The 24,149-nt window shown below is 72.8% G+C and carries 21 protein-coding genes and 1 pseudogene; 7 read left to right on the forward strand and 15 right to left on the reverse strand.

What is annotated here, in order from left to right; all coding sequences use genetic code 11:
• Positions 1-155: 155 nt before the first annotated feature.
• Entirely contained in the window at positions 156-611 is a 456-nt protein-coding gene (locus tag LUW75_RS09710; protein WP_250335248.1) for an ATP-binding protein, read from the reverse strand.
• Positions 612-769: 158 nt separating this feature from the next.
• Between LUW75_RS09710 and LUW75_RS09715 the strand changes: the two genes are divergently transcribed.
• Positions 770-1,603 (forward strand): helix-turn-helix domain-containing protein, encoded by an 834-nt coding sequence (locus LUW75_RS09715; protein WP_250335249.1) that lies wholly within the window; start codon positions 770-772, stop codon positions 1,601-1,603.
• On the forward strand, positions 1,600-1,860 hold the full coding sequence (locus LUW75_RS09720; protein WP_250335250.1) for a DUF397 domain-containing protein: 261 nt from the start codon (positions 1,600-1,602) through the stop codon (positions 1,858-1,860). Before LUW75_RS09715 ends, LUW75_RS09720 begins: the two co-directional genes overlap by 4 nt.
• A gap of 56 nt (positions 1,861-1,916) precedes the next feature.
• Here the strand turns inward: LUW75_RS09720 and LUW75_RS09725 are convergent, their stop codons facing one another.
• From LUW75_RS09725 to LUW75_RS09735, 3 genes are read right to left on the reverse strand one after another with little or no spacing between them, the layout of a single operon-like run.
• Positions 1,917-3,464: an HsdM family class I SAM-dependent methyltransferase gene (locus tag LUW75_RS09725; protein WP_250335251.1), complete on the reverse strand. Its 1,548-nt coding sequence runs from the start codon at positions 3,462-3,464 to the stop codon at positions 1,917-1,919.
• Entirely contained in the window at positions 3,461-4,987 is a 1,527-nt protein-coding gene (locus LUW75_RS09730; RefSeq protein ID WP_284453823.1) for a restriction endonuclease subunit S, read from the reverse strand. Before LUW75_RS09730 ends, LUW75_RS09725 begins: the two co-directional genes overlap by 4 nt.
• Positions 4,984-8,571 (reverse strand): DEAD/DEAH box helicase family protein, encoded by a 3,588-nt coding sequence (locus LUW75_RS09735; protein WP_250335253.1) that lies wholly within the window; start codon positions 8,569-8,571, stop codon positions 4,984-4,986. Before LUW75_RS09735 ends, LUW75_RS09730 begins: the two co-directional genes overlap by 4 nt.
• Positions 8,572-8,831: 260 nt before the next feature.
• On the opposite strand from LUW75_RS09735, the gene LUW75_RS09740 reads away from it, so the two are divergent.
• Both LUW75_RS09740 and LUW75_RS09745 read left to right on the forward strand, forming a co-directional pair.
• Positions 8,832-9,062, forward strand: coding sequence for a hypothetical protein (locus LUW75_RS09740; RefSeq protein WP_250335254.1), 231 nt, complete (start codon positions 8,832-8,834; stop codon positions 9,060-9,062).
• Positions 9,059-10,096 (forward strand): serine hydrolase domain-containing protein, encoded by a 1,038-nt coding sequence (locus LUW75_RS09745; protein WP_250335255.1) that lies wholly within the window; start codon positions 9,059-9,061, stop codon positions 10,094-10,096. Before LUW75_RS09740 ends, LUW75_RS09745 begins: the two co-directional genes overlap by 4 nt.
• 149 nt (positions 10,097-10,245) lie before the next feature.
• Here LUW75_RS09745 and LUW75_RS09750 read toward each other — a convergent pair whose 3' ends face one another.
• The 6 genes from LUW75_RS09750 to LUW75_RS09775 form a co-directional block, all read right to left on the reverse strand.
• A complete protein-coding gene (locus LUW75_RS09750; protein WP_250335256.1) occupies positions 10,246-10,830 on the reverse strand; it encodes a hypothetical protein in 585 nt (194 codons plus the stop codon).
• 371 nt (positions 10,831-11,201) lie between these two features.
• Positions 11,202-12,872 carry a bifunctional uroporphyrinogen-III C-methyltransferase/uroporphyrinogen-III synthase gene (locus LUW75_RS09755; RefSeq protein ID WP_250335257.1) on the reverse strand — a complete coding sequence of 557 codons (1,671 nt, stop codon included), beginning with the start codon at positions 12,870-12,872 and terminating at the stop codon, positions 11,202-11,204.
• Positions 12,869-13,861 (reverse strand): hydroxymethylbilane synthase, encoded by a 993-nt coding sequence (gene hemC / locus LUW75_RS09760; protein ID WP_250335258.1) that lies wholly within the window; start codon positions 13,859-13,861, stop codon positions 12,869-12,871. The genes LUW75_RS09755 and hemC overlap by 4 nt, the downstream gene beginning before the upstream one ends.
• Positions 13,858-15,210, reverse strand: a complete 1,353-nt coding sequence (locus LUW75_RS09765; RefSeq protein ID WP_250335259.1) for a glutamyl-tRNA reductase — start codon at positions 15,208-15,210, stop codon at positions 13,858-13,860. The genes hemC and LUW75_RS09765 overlap by 4 nt, the downstream gene beginning before the upstream one ends.
• Positions 15,207-16,022 carry a redox-sensing transcriptional repressor Rex gene (locus tag LUW75_RS09770; RefSeq protein ID WP_250335260.1) on the reverse strand — a complete coding sequence of 272 codons (816 nt, stop codon included), beginning with the start codon at positions 16,020-16,022 and terminating at the stop codon, positions 15,207-15,209. The genes LUW75_RS09765 and LUW75_RS09770 overlap by 4 nt, the downstream gene beginning before the upstream one ends.
• 324 nt (positions 16,023-16,346) lie before the next feature.
• Positions 16,347-16,616 (reverse strand): glutaredoxin family protein, encoded by a 270-nt coding sequence (locus LUW75_RS09775; protein ID WP_250335261.1) that lies wholly within the window; start codon positions 16,614-16,616, stop codon positions 16,347-16,349.
• A gap of 110 nt (positions 16,617-16,726) precedes the next feature.
• On the opposite strand from LUW75_RS09775, the pseudogene LUW75_RS09780 reads away from it, so the two are divergent.
• From LUW75_RS09780 to LUW75_RS09790, 3 genes and pseudogenes are all read left to right on the forward strand, one after another.
• Positions 16,727-17,658 (forward strand): annotated as a pseudogene (locus tag LUW75_RS09780) (HAD family hydrolase).
• 355 nt (positions 17,659-18,013) lie between these two features.
• Positions 18,014-18,796: an ECF subfamily RNA polymerase sigma factor, BldN family gene (locus LUW75_RS09785; protein ID WP_250335262.1), complete on the forward strand. Its 783-nt coding sequence runs from the start codon at positions 18,014-18,016 to the stop codon at positions 18,794-18,796.
• A 252-nt stretch (positions 18,797-19,048) separates the two neighbouring features.
• Entirely contained in the window at positions 19,049-20,263 is a 1,215-nt protein-coding gene (locus LUW75_RS09790; protein WP_250335263.1) for a DUF5667 domain-containing protein, read from the forward strand.
• A 67-nt stretch (positions 20,264-20,330) separates the two neighbouring features.
• On the opposite strand, the gene LUW75_RS09795 is transcribed toward LUW75_RS09790, so the two are convergent.
• From LUW75_RS09795 to LUW75_RS09815, 5 genes are all read right to left on the reverse strand, one after another.
• On the reverse strand, positions 20,331-21,398 hold the full coding sequence (locus LUW75_RS09795) for a lysophospholipid acyltransferase family protein (protein WP_250335264.1): 1,068 nt from the start codon (positions 21,396-21,398) through the stop codon (positions 20,331-20,333).
• Positions 21,399-21,400: 2 nt separating this feature from the next.
• Positions 21,401-22,495 carry an NAD-dependent epimerase/dehydratase family protein gene (locus tag LUW75_RS09800; RefSeq protein ID WP_250335265.1) on the reverse strand — a complete coding sequence of 365 codons (1,095 nt, stop codon included), beginning with the start codon at positions 22,493-22,495 and terminating at the stop codon, positions 21,401-21,403.
• A 174-nt stretch (positions 22,496-22,669) separates the two neighbouring features.
• The gene (locus LUW75_RS09805; protein ID WP_003948845.1) at positions 22,670-22,768 is read right to left on the reverse strand and encodes a 30S ribosomal protein bS22; all 99 of its coding nucleotides are present in this window, start codon (positions 22,766-22,768) and stop codon (positions 22,670-22,672) included.
• Between the two features lie 144 nt (positions 22,769-22,912).
• Entirely contained in the window at positions 22,913-23,125 is a 213-nt protein-coding gene (locus LUW75_RS09810; RefSeq protein ID WP_250335266.1) for a helix-turn-helix domain-containing protein, read from the reverse strand.
• A gap of 126 nt (positions 23,126-23,251) precedes the next feature.
• Positions 23,252-24,067 (reverse strand): phosphatase, encoded by an 816-nt coding sequence (locus LUW75_RS09815; protein WP_250335267.1) that lies wholly within the window; start codon positions 24,065-24,067, stop codon positions 23,252-23,254.
• Positions 24,068-24,149: the final 82 nt, after the last annotated feature.

Genomic DNA, 24,149 nt, shown 5'->3' on the forward strand with positions numbered 1-24,149 from the left:
GGCGGACTGTGCGAGTAGAAGCCGATGACCGGCCCCCGGCCCCCGGCCGGCGACCGGGATCGGGCTTCTGGAGGACCACCGGCTCACACCGACGCCGTGGGCCGCGTCGGGAAGCACTTCCCAAGGCGCGTGCGGCCGAAGGACGCCTGCCGTCGTCACGGGGCGGCCGGGTCCAGTTCGGCCCAGACGGTCTTGCACGGGGCCGGGCCGTGGCGGACGCCCCACCGGTCCGCCAGCTCCTCGACCAGCAGCAGCCCGTACCCGGACTCGCCCAGGACCTCCGCCGCCAACCGCCCTCGAACGGGCGTCAGTTCGCCCCGCGTGTCGGTGACCTCCACGCACAGCGTCCCCGAGGCGGCGGCGGAGAGGGTCAGGCGGAAGTCCCGGCCCGGTACGCGGCCGTGCAGCACGGCGTTCGCCGCCAGCTCGGCCACGACCAGCCGGGCCGGGTCCGGCGGAAGTCCCCAGTCCTGCAACTGCTGGGCCGCGAGCAGCCGGGCGAGGCGCGCGCCGCGGCGGGTGGCGGAGAACCGCATGGAGAACCGGCGCGGCGCGTCGGGAGCCGCCGGCTCGGCGGGGGCTCCGCTGGTGGAGGTGATTCGGTGATTCACGTCACCCAGCGTGTCCGCGTCTGCATAGCCTGTGAAGCAGGACCGGCCGGGCGAAGGTCGGCTGTCCGCACGGCACCCGTTTCCGTCCGGGCGGTACGGGGTGTCCGGGCGGGGGCGTACGGAGTTGAACCGGGAAGGGCTCGACGGGAGGGCGGGACATGGGCGACTGGGACGCGGGACCGGAGGACGAGGAGGCCGGGGCGGTCGTCAAGGCCGTGGCCCGCCAACTCAAGCTATGGCGCGAGGCGGCCGGGCTGACGCAGGCGGAGTTCGGCGCGGCCATCGGGTACGGGGAGGAGCTGGTCTCCTCGGTGGAACGCGGGCGGCGCATCCCTCGACCGGAGTACCTGGACGCGGCGGACCGGGTACTTGAGGCGGGCGGCCGGGTCGTGGCGATGGGGCGGGACCTGGCGGAGACCCGGTACCCGAAGAAGGTACGGGACCTGAAGAGGTTGGAGGCGGACGCGGTAGAGCTGTGTGCCTACAACAACTCGGTCATCCATGGGTTGTTGCAGACGGAGGAGTACGCACGAGCGGTGTACGCCGGAAGCCGACCGCCTTTCATGGAGGGCGAGTTGGAGCAGCGCATCACCGCCCGGATGTCACGACAGGAGATCGTGCGCGAGTCCGCAGGCAGTCCTCTTTTCAGCTTCGTCCAGTGTGAGTCAACGCTGCGTCGCCCCGTGGGAGGCACAATGGTCATGCGCGCACAGCTCGAACGGCTGTTGGAGGTCGGCCGCTTGCGTAACGTAGATCTACAGGTTCTTCCACTGGCCCGTGAGGAGAACTCCGGCCTCGGCGGTTCGTTTAGGTTGCTCAGGCTGAGGGGCGGCAGCACGGTCGGACATGCCGAAGTGCAGGAGATCAGTCGTGTGATCACTGATCCGAAGCACGTGCAGGTCTTGGACATGCGCTACGGGACCATCCGTGCACAGGCTCTCACCCCGCGTGAGTCACTGGCCTTCATCGAGAAAATGCTGGGAGAGTCATGACCTTCAAGCCGCCTGGTAGAGCCCGGACCAAGCTGGAGTGGATAAAGAGCAGTTACAGCACCGCTGACGGCCCTGACTGCGTCGAGGTCGCCTGGATCAAGAGCAGCTACAGCACCGCTGAAGGCCCCGACTGCGTCGAGGTGGCGACCGTTCCCGACCGGATCCTCGTACGGGACTCCAAGAACCCCGCCGGTCCCCGCCTCGCCCTCACCCCCGCCACCTGGGCGGCCTTCCTGCCGTACGCCTCCGGGCACTGACACGGCAAACGGGCGTGGCCCGCACCCGAGTTCACGGGTGCGGGCCACGTCCGCGATCAGTCAGCGGCCGGGGCCGCCTCCTCCGCCGGGTCGCCGCCCCGCGCCTGCTGCAAGGTCTCCGCGATCGCGGCGAACTCGGCCAACGCGGCCTGGAGGTCCTCCACTATCTCGGCGGCCAGCACCTCGGGGGCGGGCAGGTTGTCCGCGTCGTCCAGGCTGGGGTCGCGCAGCCAGGTGATGTCGAGGTTGGCCTTGTCGCGGGCGGTCAGTTCCTCGTACGTGTACGCCTTGAAGCGCTCGGTCTCGACGCGCTTGGAGCGGTCCTCGCCGGGGCGGTAGCACTGCACGAAGTCGTCGAGGTGGGCCCGGGTGAGCGGGTTCTGCTTGAGGGTGAAGTGCTGAGCCGTACGGAAGTCGTAGACCCACAGCTTCTCGGTCCACGGCTGGTTGGGGCGGGCCGGCCTGCGCTCGAAGAAGAGGACGTTGGCCTTGACGCCGCCCGCGTAGAAGATGCCGGTGGGCAGGCGCAGCAGCGTGTGGACGTCGTACTCCTTCAGCAGGCGGCGGCGGATGGTCTCGCCCGCGCCGCCCTCGAAGAGGACGTTGTCGGGGACGACGACCGCCGCCCGGCCGTGGATCTCCAGCAGCGAGGCGATGTGCTGCATGAAGTTGAGCTGCTTGTTGGTGGTGGTGACCCAGAAGTCGCGGCGTTCGTACGCGATGGCCTCGCGGGCGGCGGAACCGTCGTCGCCGTAGACGGTGATGGACGACTTCTTGCCGAAGGGCGGGTTGGCCAGGACCAGGCTCGCGCGCTTGTCGGGCGGGGCGGCGAGGGCGTCCCGGGTGCGGACGAGGGCCTTGCCGGTGGGCTGGCCGATGCCGTGGAGGAAGAGGTTCATCGCGGCGAGACGGGCGGTGTTCCTGACCAGTTCGGTGCCCCAGATGCCGCCGCTGCTGAGGTGCTCGCGCTGCTCGGGGGTGAGGCGGTTGCCGTACTCCTGGAGGATGTACTCGGCGGCGGACAGCAGGAAGCCGCCGGTGCCGCAGGCGGGGTCGGTGATCGTGTCGTCCGGGGTGGGTCGGACGCAGTCGACGATGGCCTGGATCAGCGGGCGGGGCGTGAAGTACTGGCCCGCGCCGGACTTGATGTCCTCCGCGCCCCGGGAGAGCAGTTCCTCGTAGGCGTCGCCCTTGATGTCGGTCTTCTGGCCCGACCAGCTCTCCTTGTCGATCAGGTCCTTGACCAGCCGCTTGAGCTTCGCGGGGTCGTGGATGCGGTTCCTCGCCCCGTTGAAGATCAGGTGGAAGGTGGTGCCGGGTATCTGGGCGCCGAGGTCTTCGAGGAGCTGGGTGTAGGCGGCTTCGAGCTTGGCGCCGTCGTTGTTCAGCAGCTCGGGCCAGCCACGGCCCTCCCAGACCGTGCCCTCGGGCATGATCTGCTCGCGGAACATCGGGGGGCGGGACTGCGCCTCGTGCGCCATCTTGAGGAAGACGAGGAGCGTCAACTGCTCCACGTAGTCGATGGTGGAGACGCCGTCGTCACGCAGGACGTGGCAGTAGCTCCAGAGCTTGTCGACGAGCCGACGGGCCTCGGTCGTGGTCACGAGGGCATCTCCAGGTCAAGGGTGGGCTGGGTGGCGGTGGTGAGGGCCGGGCCGTCGGCCCGGGGCGGCGGGGGCGCGTCCGCTGCGGGTGCGTTCTCTCGCTGGGTGGGGGCCCGGCGGGGGCTGCGGCGCTTGGACTTGGCGGCCCCGGTCGCTTCCCGCTCCGTACGGATGCGGTCGAGCAGGGCGGTAGCGGGCTCGTCGGCGGGGTCCTGGGGGACGAGACGCCCCGCGAAGGCTTCGGCGAGGAGGGAACGGCGGAGGCTCGTGGCTCGGCCTAGGGCTGCACGTACGATTTTTTCCGCACTCTCAATGACCGATAGCTGGCGCTCCACCTCCTGCACTATCCGCTCTTGATGGGCCTGCGGAGGGATCGGCACCGGGAATTGCTTGATCTTCCGAAGACTGATCGAGGCCAGATTCACGCTCTGCTTGCCGTTCACTTCAAACCAGTGACGCCCAAAGCTGTTGGCGTGCCACGCCAAAATTTTAGAGCTGAGGACACCGCCACGAATCCTTGCCCGGAAGACGTGGTTCTGGTGAATGCAGCCTTCGATCTGCCCCTCCCAGATCCACCCTCGTCCGAGCTTATCGCGATCCCCTCCCTCATTCAGCAGCACGTCGCCCGACTGAAGAGTCAGTGCGGATACTTTACTAGGCGTAGCACGAATGGTAGCGATATTCGACAAGTCCAAACGGCCACGCTGCACATTGGCCACACGGAGATACGGGACCTCCGGAAGCTCAGGGTCAGACTGCTTTTTAGCGTCTTTCGTGATTCCGCCGACGACTTCAGCGAACTCACCCAGGCGGCTCCACGTCCAGCCTTCCGGCAAGGCCGAAAGTTCCCCGTCAATGCAATCGGCAGTTGAGGGAGTGGATTGCTCCGCCGCCGGAAGCAGCCCGAGCAACTTCCCATTGCAAGCTTCGAGAAGCAGGCGCTCGCCGTACACGGAGAGTTTGCGCAAGCTCGCTTGCAACAGTTCCACGCCTCGCGCCAACTGGGCAAGGTGATCTTCGAGCACGGCGACGATACGCCGCTGCTCCTCCAGCGGAGGCAAGGGAAGGGGCCATGCCTTAATGATCTGTTGACTAATATTCTTTTGCGTGGCCCCTTTCCCTTTCGCTGCCAAGTCGTCACGCTGACCAAGAAGGTAATAAAAAAGATAGGAGGTGTCAACGGCATCTGAGCGAGGGACCGCGAAAGCGATCGCTTGATTGGTCGCCATATCGATGCCAGCGACGCCCATCTTTCCAATCGAACCATACATGGCCAGCAAGAGCGAACCCGCCGGAACGATTTTCGCCGCACTGTTTTCGAGGCCAGATTGCGTGATGCGTCGAGCAGTTACGTTAACGACACCGTCGTTGAGATCCCCGATCACCGCCCAGGGAATTTCTCCGTCATAGAAGGCAGAAACTCCAGCCTTGGGTGTGCCGCCACTTCCCCATACGGCCACTTCGTCGAGCGTCGCCCAAGCCCACCCCTCCGGCAGTTCCGTGGAAACACCGCACCCACTCACGCGCCCAACTCCCGTCCCAGTTCATCCAGAATCTCAGCCGCGCGATCCGGCCCGAACTCCCTCAGGAATCCGTCCACGCCCCCGCGCTCGTTGAAGGGCAAACCCTTCAAATGCGCGGGTTCGATCGCGGCGTCGGTGGCGATCACGTCGACCATGCGGTCCAGCCACCACGTCTGCTCCTCGGTGAAAACGGCTCCCGCCTGCTCCTGGCGGGCCCGCCAAGCGGCGTACCGCTCCTCCACCAGCGCCCGGTAGGGCCGTACCTCCTCGTCCAGGCCCAGCTCGAACCGCAGCAGCCCGATCAGGTCGACCACGCCCGCCGATCCGCCCGGGTGCCGGGCGGCCTTGCCGAGCTGCACGTACGCGTCGTACAGCCGCGCCGGGGTCCACTGGAACGGGGGGCGCTCGATCTTCCGGGCCAGGTCCTTCAGCCGCCGGTAGACCTCCTTGGGGTCCCTGCGGTCGCGGAAGGCGATCTCGAACGCGGTGGTCTCGTCCCGGTGTTCGTCCAGGTACTGCTTCCAGGAGGTGACGCGCCGCATGGCCAGTTCGTCCGGCGTGATGCCGCGCACCTCCCGCACCTCGTCCACGCTCACCTCGTCTATGACGATGTCGTGGGCCCGGCGCATGGACATCAGCCGGTCGCGCAGCTCGCGGTTGGCGGCGATCGGCTTCAGCGCGTCCAGCATGTCCCGGCGTACCTGCTCCTCGCCGCCGATCCGCCGGGCCCGTTCCTGCTGGTCGGGGTCGACGGACCGGACCAGGCCGCCGACGATCTCCGTCAGCGGCCGGCCCGCGAGTTCCGCGACCTCCTCGCGCTCCTCGGCGGTGAGCTGCTGGTCGAGCCGGGCCAGTCGGCCCGCCAGGGTGGCGATCTCGTCCTCGGTCATGGCCAGGCCGGCCGTCTTGGCCATCAGCCGCTCCAGCGGGATCTTCCGCTCGGAGATCCGGTTGAGGGGGCGGGCGTCCACGCGGGGCGAGTCCGTCACCCCGACCGCGTCGACGATCACGAACCGTTCCTTGACCTCCGCGTCCGGGGTGACGGCCTGGAACTCCGCCGGGTCGACCGTCCGCGAACCGCGCCCCTTCATCTGCTCGAAGTACGCCCAGCTCTTCACGTCCCGCAGGAAGAAGACGCACTCCAGCGGCGGGATGTCGGTCCCGGTGGCGATCATGTCGACGGTGACCGCGATGCGCAGCTCGGGGCTGTTGCGGAACGCCTTGATCAGCTCCGCGGGCCGCTTCGCCGCGTGGGTGATCTTCTGGCAGAAGTCGTCGCTCTCGCCGAAGACCTGACGGACCATCCCCACGATCTCGTCGGCGTGGTTGTCGTCCACGGCGAAGACCAGCGTCTTGGGCACGTGGGTGCGGGCCCGCCGGGCCTCCCCCTCCCCCACCGGGGGGAAGATGTCGGTGAACAGGTGCTCGCGGAACGTCTCCAGCACCAGCTTCAGCTGTCCCTTGCTGATGACCTGCCGGCCGAGCTGGGACGCCTTCCACTCCAGGTCCTCCTCCAGCTCCTGGTACCGCTCGCGGCGCGTCCTGCGCTCCCGCATCGGGACGACCGTCTCCGCCGGGATGGTCCCGCCGTTCTCGCCCAGTTCGGTGCGGATGCGGAAGACGTCGAAGTCGACGTTGACGCGGTCGGCGACGGCCTGCTCGTACGGGTACTCGCTGACCAGGTTCTGGAAGAAGAAGCCGAAGGTCTGCTTGACGGGGGTGGCGGTCAGGCCGACCAGGTGGGCGTCGAAGTACTCCAGGACCGCGCGCCACTTGCCGTAGATGGAGCGGTGGCACTCGTCGACGACGACGAGGTCGAAGGCCTCCGGCGGCAGGTCCGGGTTGTAGCCGACCTGGACGGGCTCCTTCACCAGGTCGTACCGGTCGAGGGCCGCGTCCTCCTTGTCGGCGCTCGGCACGTCGCGGCCGGTCAGCGCCATCCACAGGCGCTGCACGGTGGAGACCACCACGTGCGCGGAGCCCAGCACGGTGTCCCCGGCGAGGCGCTGCACCACGTACAGCTCGGTGAACTTGCGGCCGTCGTCGGGGGTGTCGAAGTTCTCGAACTCGGTGGCGGCCTGGCCGCCGAGGTTGTTGCGGTCGACCAGGAACAGGACGCGCCGGGCGCCGGCGTGCCTCAGGAGCCGGTAGGTCTCGCTGACCACCGTGTACGTCTTGCCGGCGCCGGTCGCCATCTGGATCAGGGCGCGCGGGTCGTCCTTGGCGAGGGAGCGCTCCAGGCCGGTGATGGCCGTGAGCTGCGCGGGGCGCAGGGGCGCGGGGTCGAGGAAGGTCCCCGGCAGGCGGCGCAGCCGGGCGCGCAGCGTGGGCGCGGCCGGGTCGGCCTCGGCCTCCTCGATCCAGCGGGCGACGGTCTCCGGCCGGTGCACGGCGAAGACCTCGCGGGTGCGCGGGGACGGGTCGAGCGCGTTGTGGAAGCGGACGGTGTTGCCGTCGGCGACGTACCGGAAGGGCAGGCTGGCACGCCAGGCGCTGAGCTGCTGGCTGCGGGTGAGGCCGGTGGCGTAGCGGGCGGCCTGCCGCATGGCGGCCTCCAGGTCGGCACCCTCCCGCTTGGCCTCCACGACGCCGACCAGGCGCTGGTCGACGTAGAGGAGGTAGTCGGCGCGGCCGACGGCGGTGGAGACCTCCCGGACGGCGACGCCCCGCCCCGCGAAGAGGTTCTTGGCGGCGTCGTCCTGGACCGTCCAGCCCGCCTTCTCCAGCATCCGGTCCAGCTCGGCCCTCACCTGCGCCTCGCTCATCGGCGGGCGGGCGGCCTTCTGCGCGTACGCGATGAACTCGTCGCGCCGCGAGGCCCCGTCCAGCGGACGGGCGGCCGAGCGGGACTCCACGTCGGGGGCCGCCAGCTCGGTGATCCTCTCGCTCAGCTCGGCGATCAGGTCGTGCAGCGCGGCCCGTTCGGCCTCGGCGCGGGCCAGTTCCGCCTCGGCCTGCTCGCGGGCGGCCCGTTCGCGCTCCAGGCGGCTCTGCCTTCCGTCGTAGCGGAGGCGGGCCTCCTCCAGCCTGCGGCGGTAGGCGTCGAGTTCGGTGCGCAGTTGCTCCAGCTCGCGCAGGTCGGCGGCGGTCGTCGGGGCGGGCGCGGCGGAGGGCGGCGCGGGCGCCAGGAACACCCGGTGCGCGGTGTCGGACGGGTCCGAGGCGCGGTGGAGCCAGTCGCCGAGGCGGAAGCACGTCTCCACGCAGCGCAGCGCCTCGCGGACGTTGGCGTAGTACTCGTGGACCGCCCGGTTCCCCGTCTCGCGGATCGCCTCGAACCAGGCGCGCACCTGCGGGACCAGGACCTCGGCCCGGACGAGGGCGTTGATCCGGTCGACCTGCCGGTTGCCCGGGACGGTGACGCCGAGGAGGGTGACCAGGTGCCGGGCCATGACCTCGCCGAAGAGGCGGGCCTTCACCATGGCCGCGTGCGGGTCGGTGTGGACGTACGACTCGGCGGAGCAGCCGAGCGTCACCAGTAAGGGCTCGTGGCGCAGCAGGTGGCCGAAGTTGGACGAGCCCGCCGCCAGGCGCGCGACCTGCTCGTCGTACTCCCCCGGACGGTTCCCCGTCGTACCGTTCACCGTGTTCTCCCCCCACCGGATACAGCGTCCACGTCCCGAGCAAAGCCTTGCAGCGTACATGAACTGGCGTGTGGGGGTGGGGGATTGGGGGAGATCGGCCGCCCCCGGGGTCCCGATCCGGGGCGGGCGGGGGTTCCGCGGCCCGGACGGGCCGGACGGCTTGGACCGTCTGCCGTACGCCGCCTGCCGCGCCACCGCCTGCACCCCGCCACGGTCAACTCAGGTTGACGATCGGGAGAGAAGTCAACTAAAGTTGACGCATGACCGGAGTGGACATCTCATCGATCACCGACAACGCCGATCCGATCGAAGCGCTGCGCGAGGCGGCCGCGCTGCGCCGCCGCCTGGAGGGTCAGGAGGAGGTCCTGGTGTACCGGGCGCGGGTGGCGGGGGTGACGTGGGCGCAGATCGCGGAGGCGCTGGGGGTCTCGAAGCAGGCCGTGCATAAGAAGTACGGCGGACGGCGCCTGTTCGGCCGGACGGAGGCGTGACGACCGTGGCCCCGTCCCTCGACGACCTGGTACGGCGGACGGCGGAGCGGCTCGGCGCCCGGCGGCGCGGCGCCGTCGTGGTGGGTGCCGTGCGGGGCGGGCGGTCCGCGCTGCACGGCGCGGACCCCGGCACGCTGTTCGAGATCGGTTCCGTCACCAAGACGTTCACCGCCCTGACCCTGGCCCGGCTCGCCGTGCGCGGCACCGTGGGGCTGGACCAGCCGCTCCGCGACCTGCTGCCCCGCGACATCACGCTCCCCGAACGCGGCGGCGAGGCCGTCAGGCTGGTCCACCTGGCCTGCCACACCTCCGGCCTGCCCCGGCTGCCCAGGGGCCTCCTGCCGCGCGGCCTGTTCCGGACCGACCCCTACGCCGGCTGCACGGGCGAGTTCCTGCTGGACGGACTGCGGCGCACCCGCCTGCGGTCGGTGCCCGGCACCCGCTTCCACTACTCCAACCTCGGCGCCGGCCTGCTCGGGCTCGCCCTGGCACGCCGTACCGGCACCGACTACGACGCGCTCGTCCGGGCCGAGGTCTGCCGGCCCCTCGGCATGACCGACACCCGCGTGGTCCTCGACCCCGGACGCGCCGCGCGGCTGGCCGGCGGCCACTCCCGCACCGGCCGCCCCCGCCCGCCCTGGCACCTGGCCGCCCTCGCCGGCGCCGGCGGCCTGCACTCCACCGTGCCCGACCTGCTCGCACTGGCCCGGGCCCACATCGACCCCGCACCAGGGGAACTCGCCGAAGCCGTCGCCCTCACCCGCGCCACCGCCCACCGCGTCAACGCCAGGGCCGCCGTCCACCCCGGCTGGATCTCGGCCGACCTGCCCCGCGGCCGGCACCGGACCCTGTTCCACAGCGGCGGCACCGGCGGCTACCGCAGCCTGCTGGCCGTGGCCCCCGGACACCGGGCCGCGGTCGTCGTCCTCAGCGCCGACGCCCGTTCCGTGGACCGTCCGGGCCTCGACCTGCTCGCGCGGATCGTCGACGCCGGGCCCGACCCGGACCCCGTCCCGGCCGCCACCGGCGCCTGACCGGCGGGGCGCCCGGACCGCGTACGGGCGCCGCCGCACGACGCGTACGGGCCGCCGTGCGACGCGTACGGGCCGCCGGTGCGGGCGGCGCCCGCCGCCGGTGCTCCGGGGCCCCGCCCCGCCGGGCGCGCCGCGTGCCGCGGCGCCGTTCAGCCCTCGGGAGCCGCCCGGCGGCGCTTGGCGTAGGCGACGGTCAGCACGCCCAGCAGCGGCCCCCAGAGGACCAGCGGCGCGTAGCAGAGGTAGAACCACGCGGCCTCCCAGCCCCCGGCCCTGCCCGGGTAGTCGGACGGCACCTCGCCGCCCCGGATCGTCACGTCCATGACCTCGGTGACCGGGACCGCCACGGTCCACAGGAGGGTGAGGACCATGGCCTCGGCGGCGGCGGGTACGACGGCCGCCCCCACCGGGACCCGGCGGCCGCGCAGGAAGGGGACCCAGCGCGGGAACACCTCGCCCCAGCGGGCGACCAGCCCGACCGCGGTGAACGCGAGGACCTCGGACACGACCGACAGCAGGACGACGTACGCACACTCGCCGGGCGAGACCCCGTAGGAGAACGCGGCGGGGAGCCGCCAGACGCTGGACGGCAGGACCGTGAACGGCACGGCGTACGCGATGAGCCGCGTCCGCCGGGACACCCCGTCGACGGGCCGGTGGGCCGCCCGCCACGCGGCGCGGAACCGCCCCGGGCGGGCGGAGGCGGGTTCCTCCGCGCGAAAGGTCGTCCGCATACGTGCTCCTCGGCTCCGGCGGGCCGCCGGCCGGCCCCCTCGACACGAAGGTCGCAGGTGGAGGGGCGGCCGGGCATCGGCCCGCGGGCCACCCGGCTCCGCCGCGCGGCCGACCCGGCGGTGCTACCGCAGGCGGACCCCGGCCCGGAGCGGTGCGCGCGGCTCCTCGACCGGCAGCAGCCCGTACGGGGCCGCGCCTCCGGGCGCCGGCCCTCCTCGGGGCCCCGCGGGGCCGGTCCGCGCCGGCCCTCCCGGGACGACGGCTCCCGCCCGTGGCCCCCGGCCGCACGCCGACGGGGCGGAGGCGCACCCACCGGGTGCCCCTCCGCCCCGCCACCGGTCGGGAACCGGCCCCGTCGGGCCGGGAGCGGTCAGGTCGTCGTCGTCCGTCTGCGCCGCGCCCCCGGGCGCCGCTCGGAGGGCCGGGTGACCGGGCCTCCCGCCTCCAGCGCCGCCGCGCGGCGCTTCGCGCCGAACTCCGCCAGGGCCTCCGCCAGCTTCGTCACCGACGGCTCCGGCGACAGCACGTCCACCCGCAGGCCGTGCTCCTCCGCCGTCTTCGCGGTCGCCGGGCCGATGCAGGCGATCACGGTCACGTTGTGCGGCTTGCCCGCGATGCCGACGAGGTTCCGCACCGTCGACGACGACGTGAACATCACCGCGTCGAAACCGCCGCCCTTGATCGCCTCGCGGGTCTCCGCCGGCGGCGGCGACGCGCGCACGGTCCGGTACGCCGTGACGTCGTCGACCTCCCAGCCCAGCTCGATCAGCCCGGCCACCAACGTCTCCGTCGCGATGTCGGCGCGCGGCAGGAACACCCGGTCGATCGGGTCGAAGACCGGGTCGTACGGCGGCCAGTCCTCCAGCAGCCCCGCCGCGGACTGCTCCCCGCTGGGCACCAGGTCCGGCTTGACGCCGAAGTCGACCAGGGCCTTCGCGGTCTGCTCGCCCACCGCCGCGACCTTGATCCCGGCGAAGGCGCGGGCGTCGAGCCCGTACTCCTCGAACTTCTCGCGGACGGCCTTCACGGCGTTCACCGAGGTGAAGGCGATCCACTCGTAGCGGCCCGTGACCAGGCCCTTGACCGCGCGCTCCATCTGCTGCGGGGTGCGCGGCGGCTCGACGGCGATGGTCGGGACCTCGCTGGGCACGGCACCGTACGACCTGAGCTGGTCGGAGAGCGAGGCCGCCTGCTCCTTGGTGCGCGGGACGAGGACCTTCCAGCCGAACAGCGGCTTGGACTCGAACCACGCGAGCTGGTCGCGCTGGGCGGCGGCGCTGTGCTCACCGACCACGGCTATGACCGGCTGGTGGCCCTGCGGGGAGGGCAGCACCTTCGCCTGCTTCAGCGTCTGCGCGATCGAGCCGAGCGTCGCCGTCCACGTCCGCTGCCGGGTGGTCGTGCCGGCGACGGTGACCGTCAGCGGCGTGTCCGGCTTGCGGCCCGCCGTGACCAGCTCGCCGGCGGCGGAGGCGACGGAGTCCAGCGTCGTGGAGACCACCACCGTGCCGTCGGACGCGCCGACCTCGGCCCAGCAGCGGGCGCTCGCGGTGCGGGCGTCCACGAACCGGACGTCCGCGCCCCGGGAGTCGCGCAGCGGGACGCCGGCGTACGCGGGCACGCCGACCGCGGTGGCGATGCCGGGCACCACCTCGAAGGGGATGCCGGCGGCGGCGCAGGCGAGCATCTCGGCGCCCGCGTCGCCGTCGAGGCCCGGGTCGCCGCTCAGCGCACGCACCACCCGCTTGCCGCCCCGCGCCGCCTCCATGACAAGATTGGCGGCGTCCCTCAACACCGGGACTCCGGCGGTCATTGACGCCTCGTCGACAACCGTCAGCTCGGGCGTGCTCACACCCGCCCGCGCGTGGCCGCGTACGACGTCGAGCACATCGGGTTCGGCGATCAGTACGTCCGCGCCCGCCAGCGCCTCGACGGCGCGCAGAGTCAGCAGCCCCGGATCCCCGGGTCCGGCGCCGAGGAAGGTGACGTGCCCGCACGCGGAGAACGCCGAGGAGGCCTTGGATGCAGTGATGGGGCTCAAAGTGCTCGCTCCCCCATAAGACCGGCCGCGCCCTTGGCGAGCATCTCGTCCGCGAGTTCGCGGCCGAGGGCCACCGCGTCGTGGTGCGACGTGGGTACGGGACCGGTGGTGGACAACTGCACCAGCGTGGAGCCGTCGGTGGTGCCGACGACGCCGCGCAGGCGCATCTCATGAACATCCTGGTCGCCGGCCGGCAGGTCGGCGAGCGCGCCCACGGGGGCGGAGCAGCCGGCCTCCAGGGCGGCGAGCAGGGACCGCTCGGCGGTCACGGCCGCGCGGGTGCGCGCGTCGTCGAGCAGGGCGAGCGCGGCGACGAGGTCGTCGTCGCCGGCCGGGCACTCGACCGCCAGGGCGCCCTGGCCCGGGGCGGGCAGGACGGTGTCGACCGGCAGGAACTCGGTGACCTCGTCGATCCGGCCGAGACGGCTGAGGCCCGCCGCGGCCAGGACGACCGCGTCGAGCTCGCCGCCGTGGACGTAGCCGACGCGGGTGTCGACGTTCCCCCGGATCGGGACGGTCTCGATGCGCAGGCCGTGGTCGCGGGCGTACGCGTTGAGCTGCGCCATGCGCCGCGGCGAGCCGGTGCCGACGCGGGCCGTGCCGCCGCGGGCGGACGCGGCCAGCTCGGCCAGCGGGAGCCCGTCGCGGGCGACGAGCACGTCGCGCGGGTCCTCGCGGACCGGGACCGCGGCGAGCACGAGGCCCTCGTGCCGCGCGGTCGGCAGGTCCTTGAGGGAGTGGACGGCGAAGTCCACCTCGCCGGCGAGCAACGCGTCGCGCAGCGCGGCGACGAAGACGCCCGTGCCGCCGATCTGCGCGAGGTGCTCGCGGGAGGTGTCCCCGTACGTGGTGATCTCGACGAGCTCCACGGAGCGGCCGGTCAGCCGGCGGACGGCGTCCGCGACGTGCCCGGACTGGGCCATGGCGAGCTTGCTGCGCCTGGTTCCCAGCCTCAGTGCCCTCTGGGTGCTCTGGGCCCTCTCGGTCATACTCGCCCTCGGTTCACGTCGGCGTCGGTCAGGTCGGCCCGCGAGACGGCGGCGACCGTCTCCGGGTCGAGGTCGAAGAGCGTGCGCAGCGCGTCGGCGTACCCGGCGCCGCCGGGCTCGCTGGCGAGCTGCTTCACGCGCACGGTCGGCGCGTGCAGCAGCTTGTCGACGACGCGGCGCACCGTCTGGGTGATCTCGGCGCGCTGCTTGCCGTCGAGGCCGGGCAGGCGCCCCTCCAGGCGGGCCACCTCGGTCGCCACCACGTCGGCGGCCATCGCGCGCAGGGCGACGACGGTCGGGGTGATGTGCGCGGCGCGCTGGGCGGCGCCGAAGGCGGCGACCTCGTCGGAGACGATGCCGCGGACCCGGCCGACGTCGGCGGCCATGGGCGCGTCGGCGGACGCCTCGGCGAGGGTCTCGATGTCGACGAGGCGGACGTTGTCCATGCGGTGCACCGCGGCGTCGACGTCGCGGGGCATGGCCAGGTCGAGCAGGGCCAGCGGGGCCGTGCGGCCCGCCGCGGCGGTCTCGACGGCCGCGGCGGTGAGGACGAGGCCGGTCGCCCCCGTGCAGGAGACGGCCAGGTCGGCGCGGGCCAGCTCGCGGCCGACGTCGGCCATGCGGACGGCGCGGGCGGCGACGCCCGTGCCGCCGGGTTCGGCGAGCGCCCGGGCGAGGCGCTCGGCGCGCTCGACGGTGCGGTTGGCGACGACGACCTCGCCGGCGCCGACCCGGGCGAGGGTCGCCGCGGCCAGCGACGACATGGAGCCGGCGCCGATGACGAGGGCGCGCTTGCCCCCCGCCCAGGCCGGCACGGGCTCCCCGGCGGCGAGCTGCTCCAGGCCGAAGGTCACCAGGGACTGCCCGGCCCGGTCGATGCCGGTCTCGCTGTGGGCGCGCTTGCCGACCCGCAGGGCCTGCTGGAACAGGTCGTTCAGCAGCCGGCCCGCGGTGTGCAGCTCCTGGGCGCGCGCGAGGGCGTCCTTGATCTGGCCGAGGATCTGGCCCTCGCCGACGACCATTGAGTCCAGGCCGCAGGCGACGGAGAACAGGTGGTGGACGGCCCGGTCCTCGTAGTGGACGTACAGGAAGGGCGTGAGCTCCTCCAGGCCGAGGCCGCTGTGCTCGGCGAGCAGCGTGGACAGCTCGGCGACGCCGGCGTGGAACTTGTCCACGTCGGCGTAGAGCTCGATGCGGTTGCAGGTGGCCAGGACGGCGGCCTCGGCGGCCGGCTCGGCGGCGAGGGCCTCCTGGAGCAGCTTGTTCTGCGTGCCGGAGTCCAGGGAGGCCCGCTCCAGCACGCTGACGGGGGCGCTGCGGTGGCTGAGGCCGACGACGAGGAGGCTCATGCCGGCATCACGGCGGGGACGTCCCCGTCCGTTCCCTCGTGGCCCGCGGCCGCGGGGGCGGCCTGCGGGGCGGCGGACGCGACGGAGGGGGCGGCGCCCACGGCGGCGGACGGCAGGCCGGCCTCGCCGACGCCGACGACGGCGCCGTCCTCACCGGCCTTGCGCTGCTCGTGGAAGGCGAGGATCTGGAGTTCGATCGACAGGTCGACCTTGCGCACGTCGACGCCGTCCGGGACGGACAGGACGGTCGGCGCGAAGTTCAGGATGGACGTCACCCCGGCGGCGACGAGCCGGTCGCAGACCTGCTGGGCGGCGCCGGCGGGCGTGGCGATGACGCCGATCGAGACGCCGTTCTCCTCGACGATCCGCTCGAGGTCGTCGATGTGCTGGACGGGGATGCCGGCGACGGGCCTGCCGACCATCGACGGGTCGGCGTCGATCAGCGCGGCCACCCGGAAGCCGCGGGAGGCGAAGCCGCCGTAGTTGGCGAGGGCCGCGCCGAGGTTGCCGATGCCGACCATGACGATCGGCCAGTCCTGGGTCAGGCCCAGTTCGCGGGAGATCTGGTACACGAGGTACTCGACGTCGTAGCCCACGCCGCGCGTGCCGTAGGAGCCGAGGTAGCTGAAGTCCTTGCGCAGCTTGGCGGAGTTGACCCCGGCCGCCGCGGCGAGCTCCTCGGACGAGACCGTGGGCACGGAGCGCTCCGACAGCGTGGTGAGCGCCCGCAGGTACAGCGGGAGGCGGGCGACGGTGGCCTCGGGGATGCCTCGGCTGCGGGTCGCCGGTCGGTGGGTTCGGCCAGTTGCCACGGTGCTCCTGCGGGATGAGCGGGGCTGCGGGCGGCCCCTCCCGAGACCGCCCCGTCGAAAGCAGGCTATGTCTTTGTGAACGCGTGCACAAAGATGATGTCCGCTTTGTCCATGCAAAGTGATCGGGGTCACGCGTCCTCTTCGCGCCACCGTGGAACCAAGGGGAAGCTCGACGCGTTCGATCTTCGAATAGGGCAAAGCCGTGCACACTCCCTGCGGTGACGCCCCCGAAACCGAACAAAAAACACCCGATGGTAACCGTCTTCGGCCACCGCCGCCGCCGGGCGCCGACGGCCCCCGCTCCCGGCCCCGGCCGGCCCGCGCTCAGCCCAGCAGCGCCGCCCGCAGCCGCCCCGGGTCCACCCGCCAGAAGGTGTGCTGCTCCCCGTCGACCAGCACGACGGGGATCTGCTCCCAGTAGGCCCGGTGCAGCTCCTCGTCCCGGGTGACGTCCCTCTCCTCCCACGCGGCGCCCGTCTCCGCGCAGACGCGCTCGACCACCTCGCGCGCGTCGTCGCACAGGTGGCACCCGGGCTTCCCGATGAGCGTCACGGTCCGCGGACCGGCCGCCCCCTTCCTCGCACGTCCGAACATGCACCCATTGTCCGCCCCGGGCGCACCGCTTCACACCTTCGCCGCCGGGGGTTCACACGACGGCATCCCACGAGTCGGGCGATGGCGAACACTCTGGCTATGCTCACGCCATGGCCGCACTCGCATGGCTCTCCCCCGCAGGCGCCCCGCCACCGCGCGCAGCGTGCTGGCCGGCGAGGCCGCCGCGGAGGCGGCGCGCAAGACCTCCCGGCAGCTGGAGCTCCTGGACCGGGCGCTGGCGGAGCCGGCGGCCGAGTTCCCGGTGCGCGGCGACGTCCGCGCGGCCGCCTTCTTCGACCTGGACAACACCGTCATGCAGGGCGCCGCCCTCTTCCACTTCGGCCGCGGCCTCTACAAGCGGAAGTTCTTCCAGCGCCGCGAGCTGGCCCGGTTCGCCTGGCAGCAGGCGTGGTTCCGGCTGGCCGGCGTCGAGGACCCGGAGCACATGCAGGACGCCCGCGAGAGCGCCCTGTCGATCGTGAAGGGCCACCGCGTCTCCGAGCTGGCGGCCATCGGCGAGGAGATCTACGACGAGTACATGGCCGGCCGGATCTGGCCCGGCACCCGCGCCCTCGCCCAGGCCCACCTGGACGCCGGGCAGAAGGTGTGGCTCGTCACGGCGGCGCCCGTGGAGACGGCGACGATCATCGCCCGGCGGCTCGGGCTGACCGGCGCGCTGGGCACGGTCGCCGAGTCGATCGACGGCGTGTACACGGGCCGCCTGGTCGGCGAGCCGCTGCACGGCCCGGCCAAGGCGGAGGCCGTACGGGCCCTGGCCGCCGCCGAGGGGCTGGACCTGGACCGCTGCGCGGCGTACAGCGACTCGCACAACGACATCCCGATGCTGTCGCTGGTCGGCCACCCGTACGCGATCAACCCGGACGCGAAGCTGCGCCGGTACGCCAAGGACCGCGAGTGGCGGCTGCGCGACTACCGGACGGGCCGCAAGGCCGCGAAGGTCGGCCTCCCCGCCGCGGCGGGCGTGGGCGCGCTGGCCGGCGGCACCGCCGCCGCCGTGGCCCTGCACCGCCGCCGCCGCTGACCGCGGGGCCGGCCCGCCCGCGCCGGGCCGGGGCGCGCCGGAGCGCGGAGGGCGCCATTCCACGGGTCATACCCCCCGCACGCGCCCACCAGTCGCACCTACCGCGCTCGACCACAACAGAGCATCGGGTAAACAAAAACCGAACTAAATAAACAAGAAAACGGTCACCAGGTGTGACCTATTGCATCTCTCGGCTGTAACAAAAGCGACTGAATCGACGATTTGAGCAACTCGGTGTAGCGCTCCCTGCACGAAGCGTTATTCTCCTGAGACGCACTCGGAACCCCCACACGTCGTCACGACGGGTGAAAGGTCCCGCACTGCACGTGATGGAAGCTCTGCCTCTGGGAGTCCCGTGTACCCATACGTCGGGGTTGACGCCTCGGGCCTGGCTGCGCTGCGCACGATGGTCCTCGGCCACCTGCGCGGCTTCGTCCCCACCGCGTACGCCGTCCCCGCCCTCTCCGCACCGGCCCCCGCCGGCTCCTGCTACGCCCTGGCCGACGGCGGCGCCGCGGTCGTCGCCAGAAGGGGCGGGCGCAGCGGCGCCGGCGCCTCGACCACCGCGCGCCGGCCCACCGCCGACAGCGACGGCGGACGCATGATGGAGCTGGTCGAGCGCGCCCAGGCCGGCGAGGCCGAGGCCTTCGGCCGCCTCTACGACCAGTACAGCGACACCGTCTACCGCTACATCTACTACCGCGTCGGCGGCAAGGCGACCGCCGAGGACCTGACCAGCGAGACCTTCCTGCGCGCCCTGCGCCGCATCTCCACGTTCACCTGGCAGGGCCGCGACTTCGGCGCCTGGCTGGTCACGATCGCGCGCAACCTGGTCGCCGACCACTTCAAGTCGAGCAGGTTCAGGCTGGAGGTGACCACGGGCGAAATGCTCGACGCCAACGAGGTCGAGCGCAGCCCCGAGGACTCCGTCCTGGAGTCCCTCTCCAACGCCACCCTCCTCGAAGCCGTCCGCAAGCTCAACCCCCAGCAGCAGGAGTGCGTCACGCTCCGCTTCCTGCACGGCCTGTCCGTCGCCGAGACCGCGCGCGTGATGGGCAAGAACGAAGGGGCCATCAAGACCCTCCAGTACCGCGCCGTGCGCACGCTCGCCCGGCTGCTCCCCGAAGACGCCCGCTGACCCCCCGGGCCCCGTCCCGGGCCCGGCCCTCCCCTCCCTCCGAACCCGCCCCGGTGGCCACCTCATGACGCGCTGGTCCGATCATCTTCCGTCCGTAACCCATGTGCCGCGACGCTCGTTGTGCGGGCTGCAGGCTCCCTCTGGTCGCGCCCCGTCCACAGCCACCCACCCCTTCGTGTGGATGTGTCCGGCGTGTGCAACCTTCCGGATCCCCTGGGGAGTCGACCGTCATGACGAGAGGAGGTGCCGCCAGTGATCGCGAACGTATCGGCGCACCGGCGGGCGAACGCCTTCGCCCAGGCCCTGGAAGATCAGGCGGCCCAGCAGCCCGAGGCGTCGGCCGAACCCAGCGAGCTCGGCCGGCTCCTGACCCTGGCGAACGGCCTCGGCGAGCTGCCCAAGCCCACCATGGACCCCGAAGTGAAGGCGGTGCAGCGAGCCCGGCTCGTCGCCGCCATGGAGGCGACGTCCCAGGAGGGCGCGGCCACCGGCGGTGCGTCCGCGGACCCTACGGTTCCGGAGCAGCGGACACCGAACGGCCGCGGCGCGCACCGCACCGCCGCCCTCCGGAGACTGCGGCCCCGCACCCGCTGGACGAAGGGCCTGGCCGCCGGCGGCCTCACCGTGGGCGTGGCGGCGGGCGCCCTCGGCGGGGTCGCCGCCGCCAGCTCCGACGCCCTCCCCGGTGACTCCCTGTACGGGCTGAAGCGGGGCATGGAGGACCTGAAGCTCGGCCTCGCCGACGACGACGCCGACCGCGGCGAGATCCACCTCGCCCACGCCTCCACCCGGCTCAGCGAGGCCCGCCGCCTGCTGGAGCGCGGCCGGTCCGGCGAGCTGGACCCCGAGTCCCTCGGCGAGATCCGCCGCACGCTCGACGGCATGCAGCGCGACGTCTCCGAGGGCCACCGCCTGCTCCGCCTCGCCTACGAGCGGGACGGCCGCATCGGCCCCATCGCCACGCTCGACTCGTTCGCCCGCAACCACCGCGGCACCTGGGACGGCCTGCGCTCCAAGCTCCCGCCCCAGCTCACCGACACCAGCGACCAGGTGACCTCCGCCTTCGACGCCATAGACCAGCAGGTCGCCCCGCTCAAGTCGCGACTGCCCGGCACCCCGGAGAAGAACGGCCGCAGCCCCGGCGGACCCGGCACCACCACCGGCCCGACCGGCCCCGGCCCCTCCCGCCAGGCCCCGCCCGCCCCCCACGCCCAGCCCACGGGCGGCACGGAGAGCAGCCCCGGCCCGTCCGGCGGCTCCGGCCCGGACATCGAGGAGGGCCTCATCGGCGGCGGCACGGGCGGCCTCCTCGACCCCGGCCCGCCCACCAACCCGGCCCCGCCCTCCCAGGACCAGCCCCAGAAGCCCCCCGCACCCGCACCCGAACCCGCACCCGACGTGACCCTCCCCCCGCTGCTCCCCGGCATCCTCCCGGGCCTCGGCATCGACGGCGAGGACACCCGCTGACGACCCGCACCCCACGGCGCCGGGCGCCGCTCCCCGCGGAGCGGCGCCCGGCGCCGCACCCGTACGGTCAGAAGAACACCGACCTCCGGCGCACCAGCAGCTTGTACAGCGTGTGCTGGATCTGCTCCCGCACCCGGTCCGTCAGGTTGAACATCAGCATCGGGTCCTCCGCCGCCTCCGGCGCGTACCCGTCCGTCGGAATCGGCTCACCGAACTGGATCGTCCACTTCGTCGGCAGCGGCAGCACGCCCAGCGGCCCCAGCCACGGGAACGTCGGCGTGATCGGGAAGTACGGCAGGCCTAGCAGCCGCGCCAGCGTCCTGGCGTTTCCGACCATGGGGTAGATCTCCTCCGCGCCGACGATCGAGCAGGGCACGATCGGCACACCGGCCCGCAACGCCGTCGACACGAAACCGCCCCGCCCGAACCGCTGCAGCCTGTACCGCTCGCCGAACGGCTTCCCGATGCCCTTGAAGCCCTCCGGCATCACCCCGACGACCTCACCGCGCCGCAACAACCGCTCCGCGTCCTCCGCACACGCCAGCGTGTGCCCGGCCTTCCGGGCCAGCTCACCGACGACCGGCAGCGTGAACACCAGGTCCGCGGCGAGCAGCCGGAGGTGACGGCCCGCCGGATGGTGGTCGTGGACGGCCACCTGCATCATCAGCGCGTCCAGCGGCAGCGTGCCCGAGTGGTTCGCCACGACCAGCGCCCCGCCCTCCGCCGGGATGTTCCCGACCCCCCGCACCTCCACCCGGAAGTACCTCTCGAACAGGGGCCGCAGCAGCGACATCAGAACCTGGTCGGTGAGCTCCTCGTCGAAACCGAACTCGTCGACCTCGTACTCGCCCGTGAGGCGGCGCCGCAGGAACGCCAGCCCGCCCGCGATCCTCCGCTCCCAACCGTTCCCGCCCGCCGCGCCCGAGGCACCCCCGCCGCCCCCGGCCTCCGACGGGCGCGGACCGCACGCGCCGTCCCGCGGCCCGGACGGCACCGCGGCCACCGGCCCGCCCTGTTCCGGCAGCGGGGTGACCCGGCGGGCCGAAGCGCCCCGGGAGGCCCTGCCCCGGCCCGTCCGGGGCGCACCACCGCGCGACCGGTCCTCGTCGAAGGGGATGACCTCGGCGTCCGCCATCGCTAACCCGTGCTCCTCGTCCCGGCGGCTCCGCGCCGCTCCACCGTCCGCGCCGTCCGCGCGGCCACACCGTCACCGAGCCGGGCCGCCGCCCCGTCGACGGCCGCCGCCAGCACGGCCGGCGGCAGCGGACCGGGCCCCCGGTGCCGCACGAAGTCCGCGAGGGCCTCCGCCGCCGTGCGGGCGGGCCGGAACCCGAGGGTCTCGCGCATCTGGACCGTACTGACGACCCGGCCGTGCGTGAGGAGGCGGATCTGCTCGGTGGGGAAGTCGCTCACACCGAGCGTCCGCAGCACCGTACCGGCCCAGGCGAGGGCCGGCGGCAGCAGCGGGAGCGTCGGCCGGCCCAGGCGGCGGGCGCACTGCGACAGGGTCAGCACCCCGTCCGCCGCGACGTTGAACGTGCCGCTGTTGAGCGTGCCCCGGCGCGGCTCCGACGCGGCGACGCCCAGCACCTCCAGCACGTCGTCCTCGTGGACGAGTTGGAGCCGCGGATCGTACCCGAACGCCGTGGGCAGCACCGGCAGCGAGAAGTACCGGGCCAGCGAGGAGCCGGCACCGGGACCGAGGACGTTCGCGAAGCGCAGTACGCACACGGCGACGTCGGGACGCCGCCGGGCGAAACCCCGCACGTACCCCTCGACCTCGGCGAGGTCCTTCGCGAAACCGCCGCTCGGCAGCGACTTCGGCGGGGCCGTCTCGACGAGGACCGCCGGGTCGCGCGGAGCCGCGCCGTACACGACGGTGCTGGAGCGGACGACGACACGGCTGACGGTGGGACACTTCTGGCAGGCGCCGAGCAGCTGCATCGTGCCGATGACGTTGGTCTCCTTCGCCGCGGCACGGCCGCCGCCCGCCGCCGGGCTCGCGGCGAGGTCCAGGTGGACCACGGTGTCCACGCCGTACTCGGCCAGGACCCGGCCGATGGCGGGCTGCCGGATGTCGGCGCGCACGAACACGGCGCCCCCCAGCGGATGCTCCGGAGCCACGGCGTCCACCCCGACGACCCGGTCCACACCGGGATCGCGTACGACACGCCGCACGAAACGGCCGGCGAGCTGCCTGGCCACCCCGGTGACGAGCACGACCCTGCCCACGTTCGGCGCCCTCCGTTCGGTCCTCAGACGCGTCCGGCTGCCACCGTAACGGGTCGGCGCCGCGCCACGGCGACCACGGGCCGCGGCACGTCGGAACCCGGACCGGCCGGAGCACGACCGCGGCCCTCCCACCGAACCGGTGGAAGGGCCGCGAGGCGCACGTACAGCCGCCGCCTACTTCTTGTTACGGCGCTGAACACGGGTGCGCTTCAGAAGCTTGCGGTGCTTCTTCTTCGCCATCCGCTTGCGCCGCTTCTTGATAACAGAGCCCACGACTACCCTCGCTCACTTCTCGGAACACCCCCGCATGGGCGGGGATCTCGGTGCGGGGCGTCTGGGCCCACACGACCTACGTCGGCCTAGCCTACCCGCCTGAACGCCGAGCTCGTAATCCGAGGGGGAGGAGAGAACTCCGGGCTACGCGGTCTCCGCCCCCACGAAGGAGTCGCGGAGATACGCGTGGACCGCCTGCTCCGGCACCCGGAACGACCTCCCCACCCGGATCGCCGGCAGATGCCCGCTGTGCACCAGCCGGTACACCGTCATCTTCGACACGCGCATCACCGAGGCGACTTCCGCCACGGTCAGGAACTTGACCTCGTTGAGAGGAGTCTCGCCAGCAGAAACCATGACCCACCTGCACCTTCCGCACTGACGCCACCGGCTTCCCCTCCGGTGACTCTTCGTCGCCGTGCGCTCACGCCCCAGACTAGGGGCGGTTGATACGGGTGGGGAAGAGGAGCAGCCGCACGCCGCCTACCCCGACGGACACGCCCGGTCGAGGACGTAACGGGCGAGCGGGCCGTACCCCCCGGACCGCACGGCGTCGTCGAGCGGCACGGCCACCGCCACCAGCCCCTCGGCCTCCCCGACGAACGGTGCGGGATCGTCCGCGTCGGCCAGCCCGATGGCCTCGAAACCCAGCTGACCTGCCCCGCAGACCCATCCGTGGTCCCCCACCACCAACTCCGGGAGAGGGCCGCCCGCCTCGGCCGCGGCCCCCAGCACCACCCTGACCGGCAGGGGCGAGTGGGTGTGCGCGCCGGGTCCGCGACCGCCGCCCTCCCCGCCCGCCTCCCGCACCAGCGCGACCCCCCGCGCGTAGTCGAGGAGACGGGGGCGTACGCCGAATCGGGTCGCCATGTCGACACGTCTCCCCTGCGCCGGGGTGAGGACGGGACAGCCCGCCGACGACACCGCGTCCGCCAACGCGGCGTAGAACCCCAGCAGCCGATGGGGGTGCCCGGTCCCGAACAGCACCGGCGCGCGGCGCCGGACCGCGCCCGCGAGCCGCCCGGCGAACGCGTCCAGCGCGCCGAGGGTCCGCTCCGGGTCGATGACGTCCCGCCCCGTGCGGAACCCCGGGTCCCCGGACACCCCGCACCTGTCGGCCATGAGGCGCAGCAGGTCCCGCTCGCTCCACCGCCCCTCGGGGTCGAGCCCGAGCGTGACCCGCGGGTCGCGGGCGGCGAACAGCCGGTAGTTGCGCAGGCTCCTCTCACGCGCGGTGGCCACGGTCCCGGCCAGTCCGGCCGCCAGCAGATGCGCGCGCAGCGCCCCGGTAGTCAGCACCCCGCCGATGGTGCCGCACGGACCCGGGAACCGCTCCCGGAACCACCGGGTGCCGCACGGCCGGCGTAACGGCGCCCGGCCC

The organism is Streptomyces sp. MRC013, assembly GCF_023614235.1.
Classification (GTDB): Bacteria; Actinomycetota; Actinomycetes; order Streptomycetales; family Streptomycetaceae; genus Streptomyces.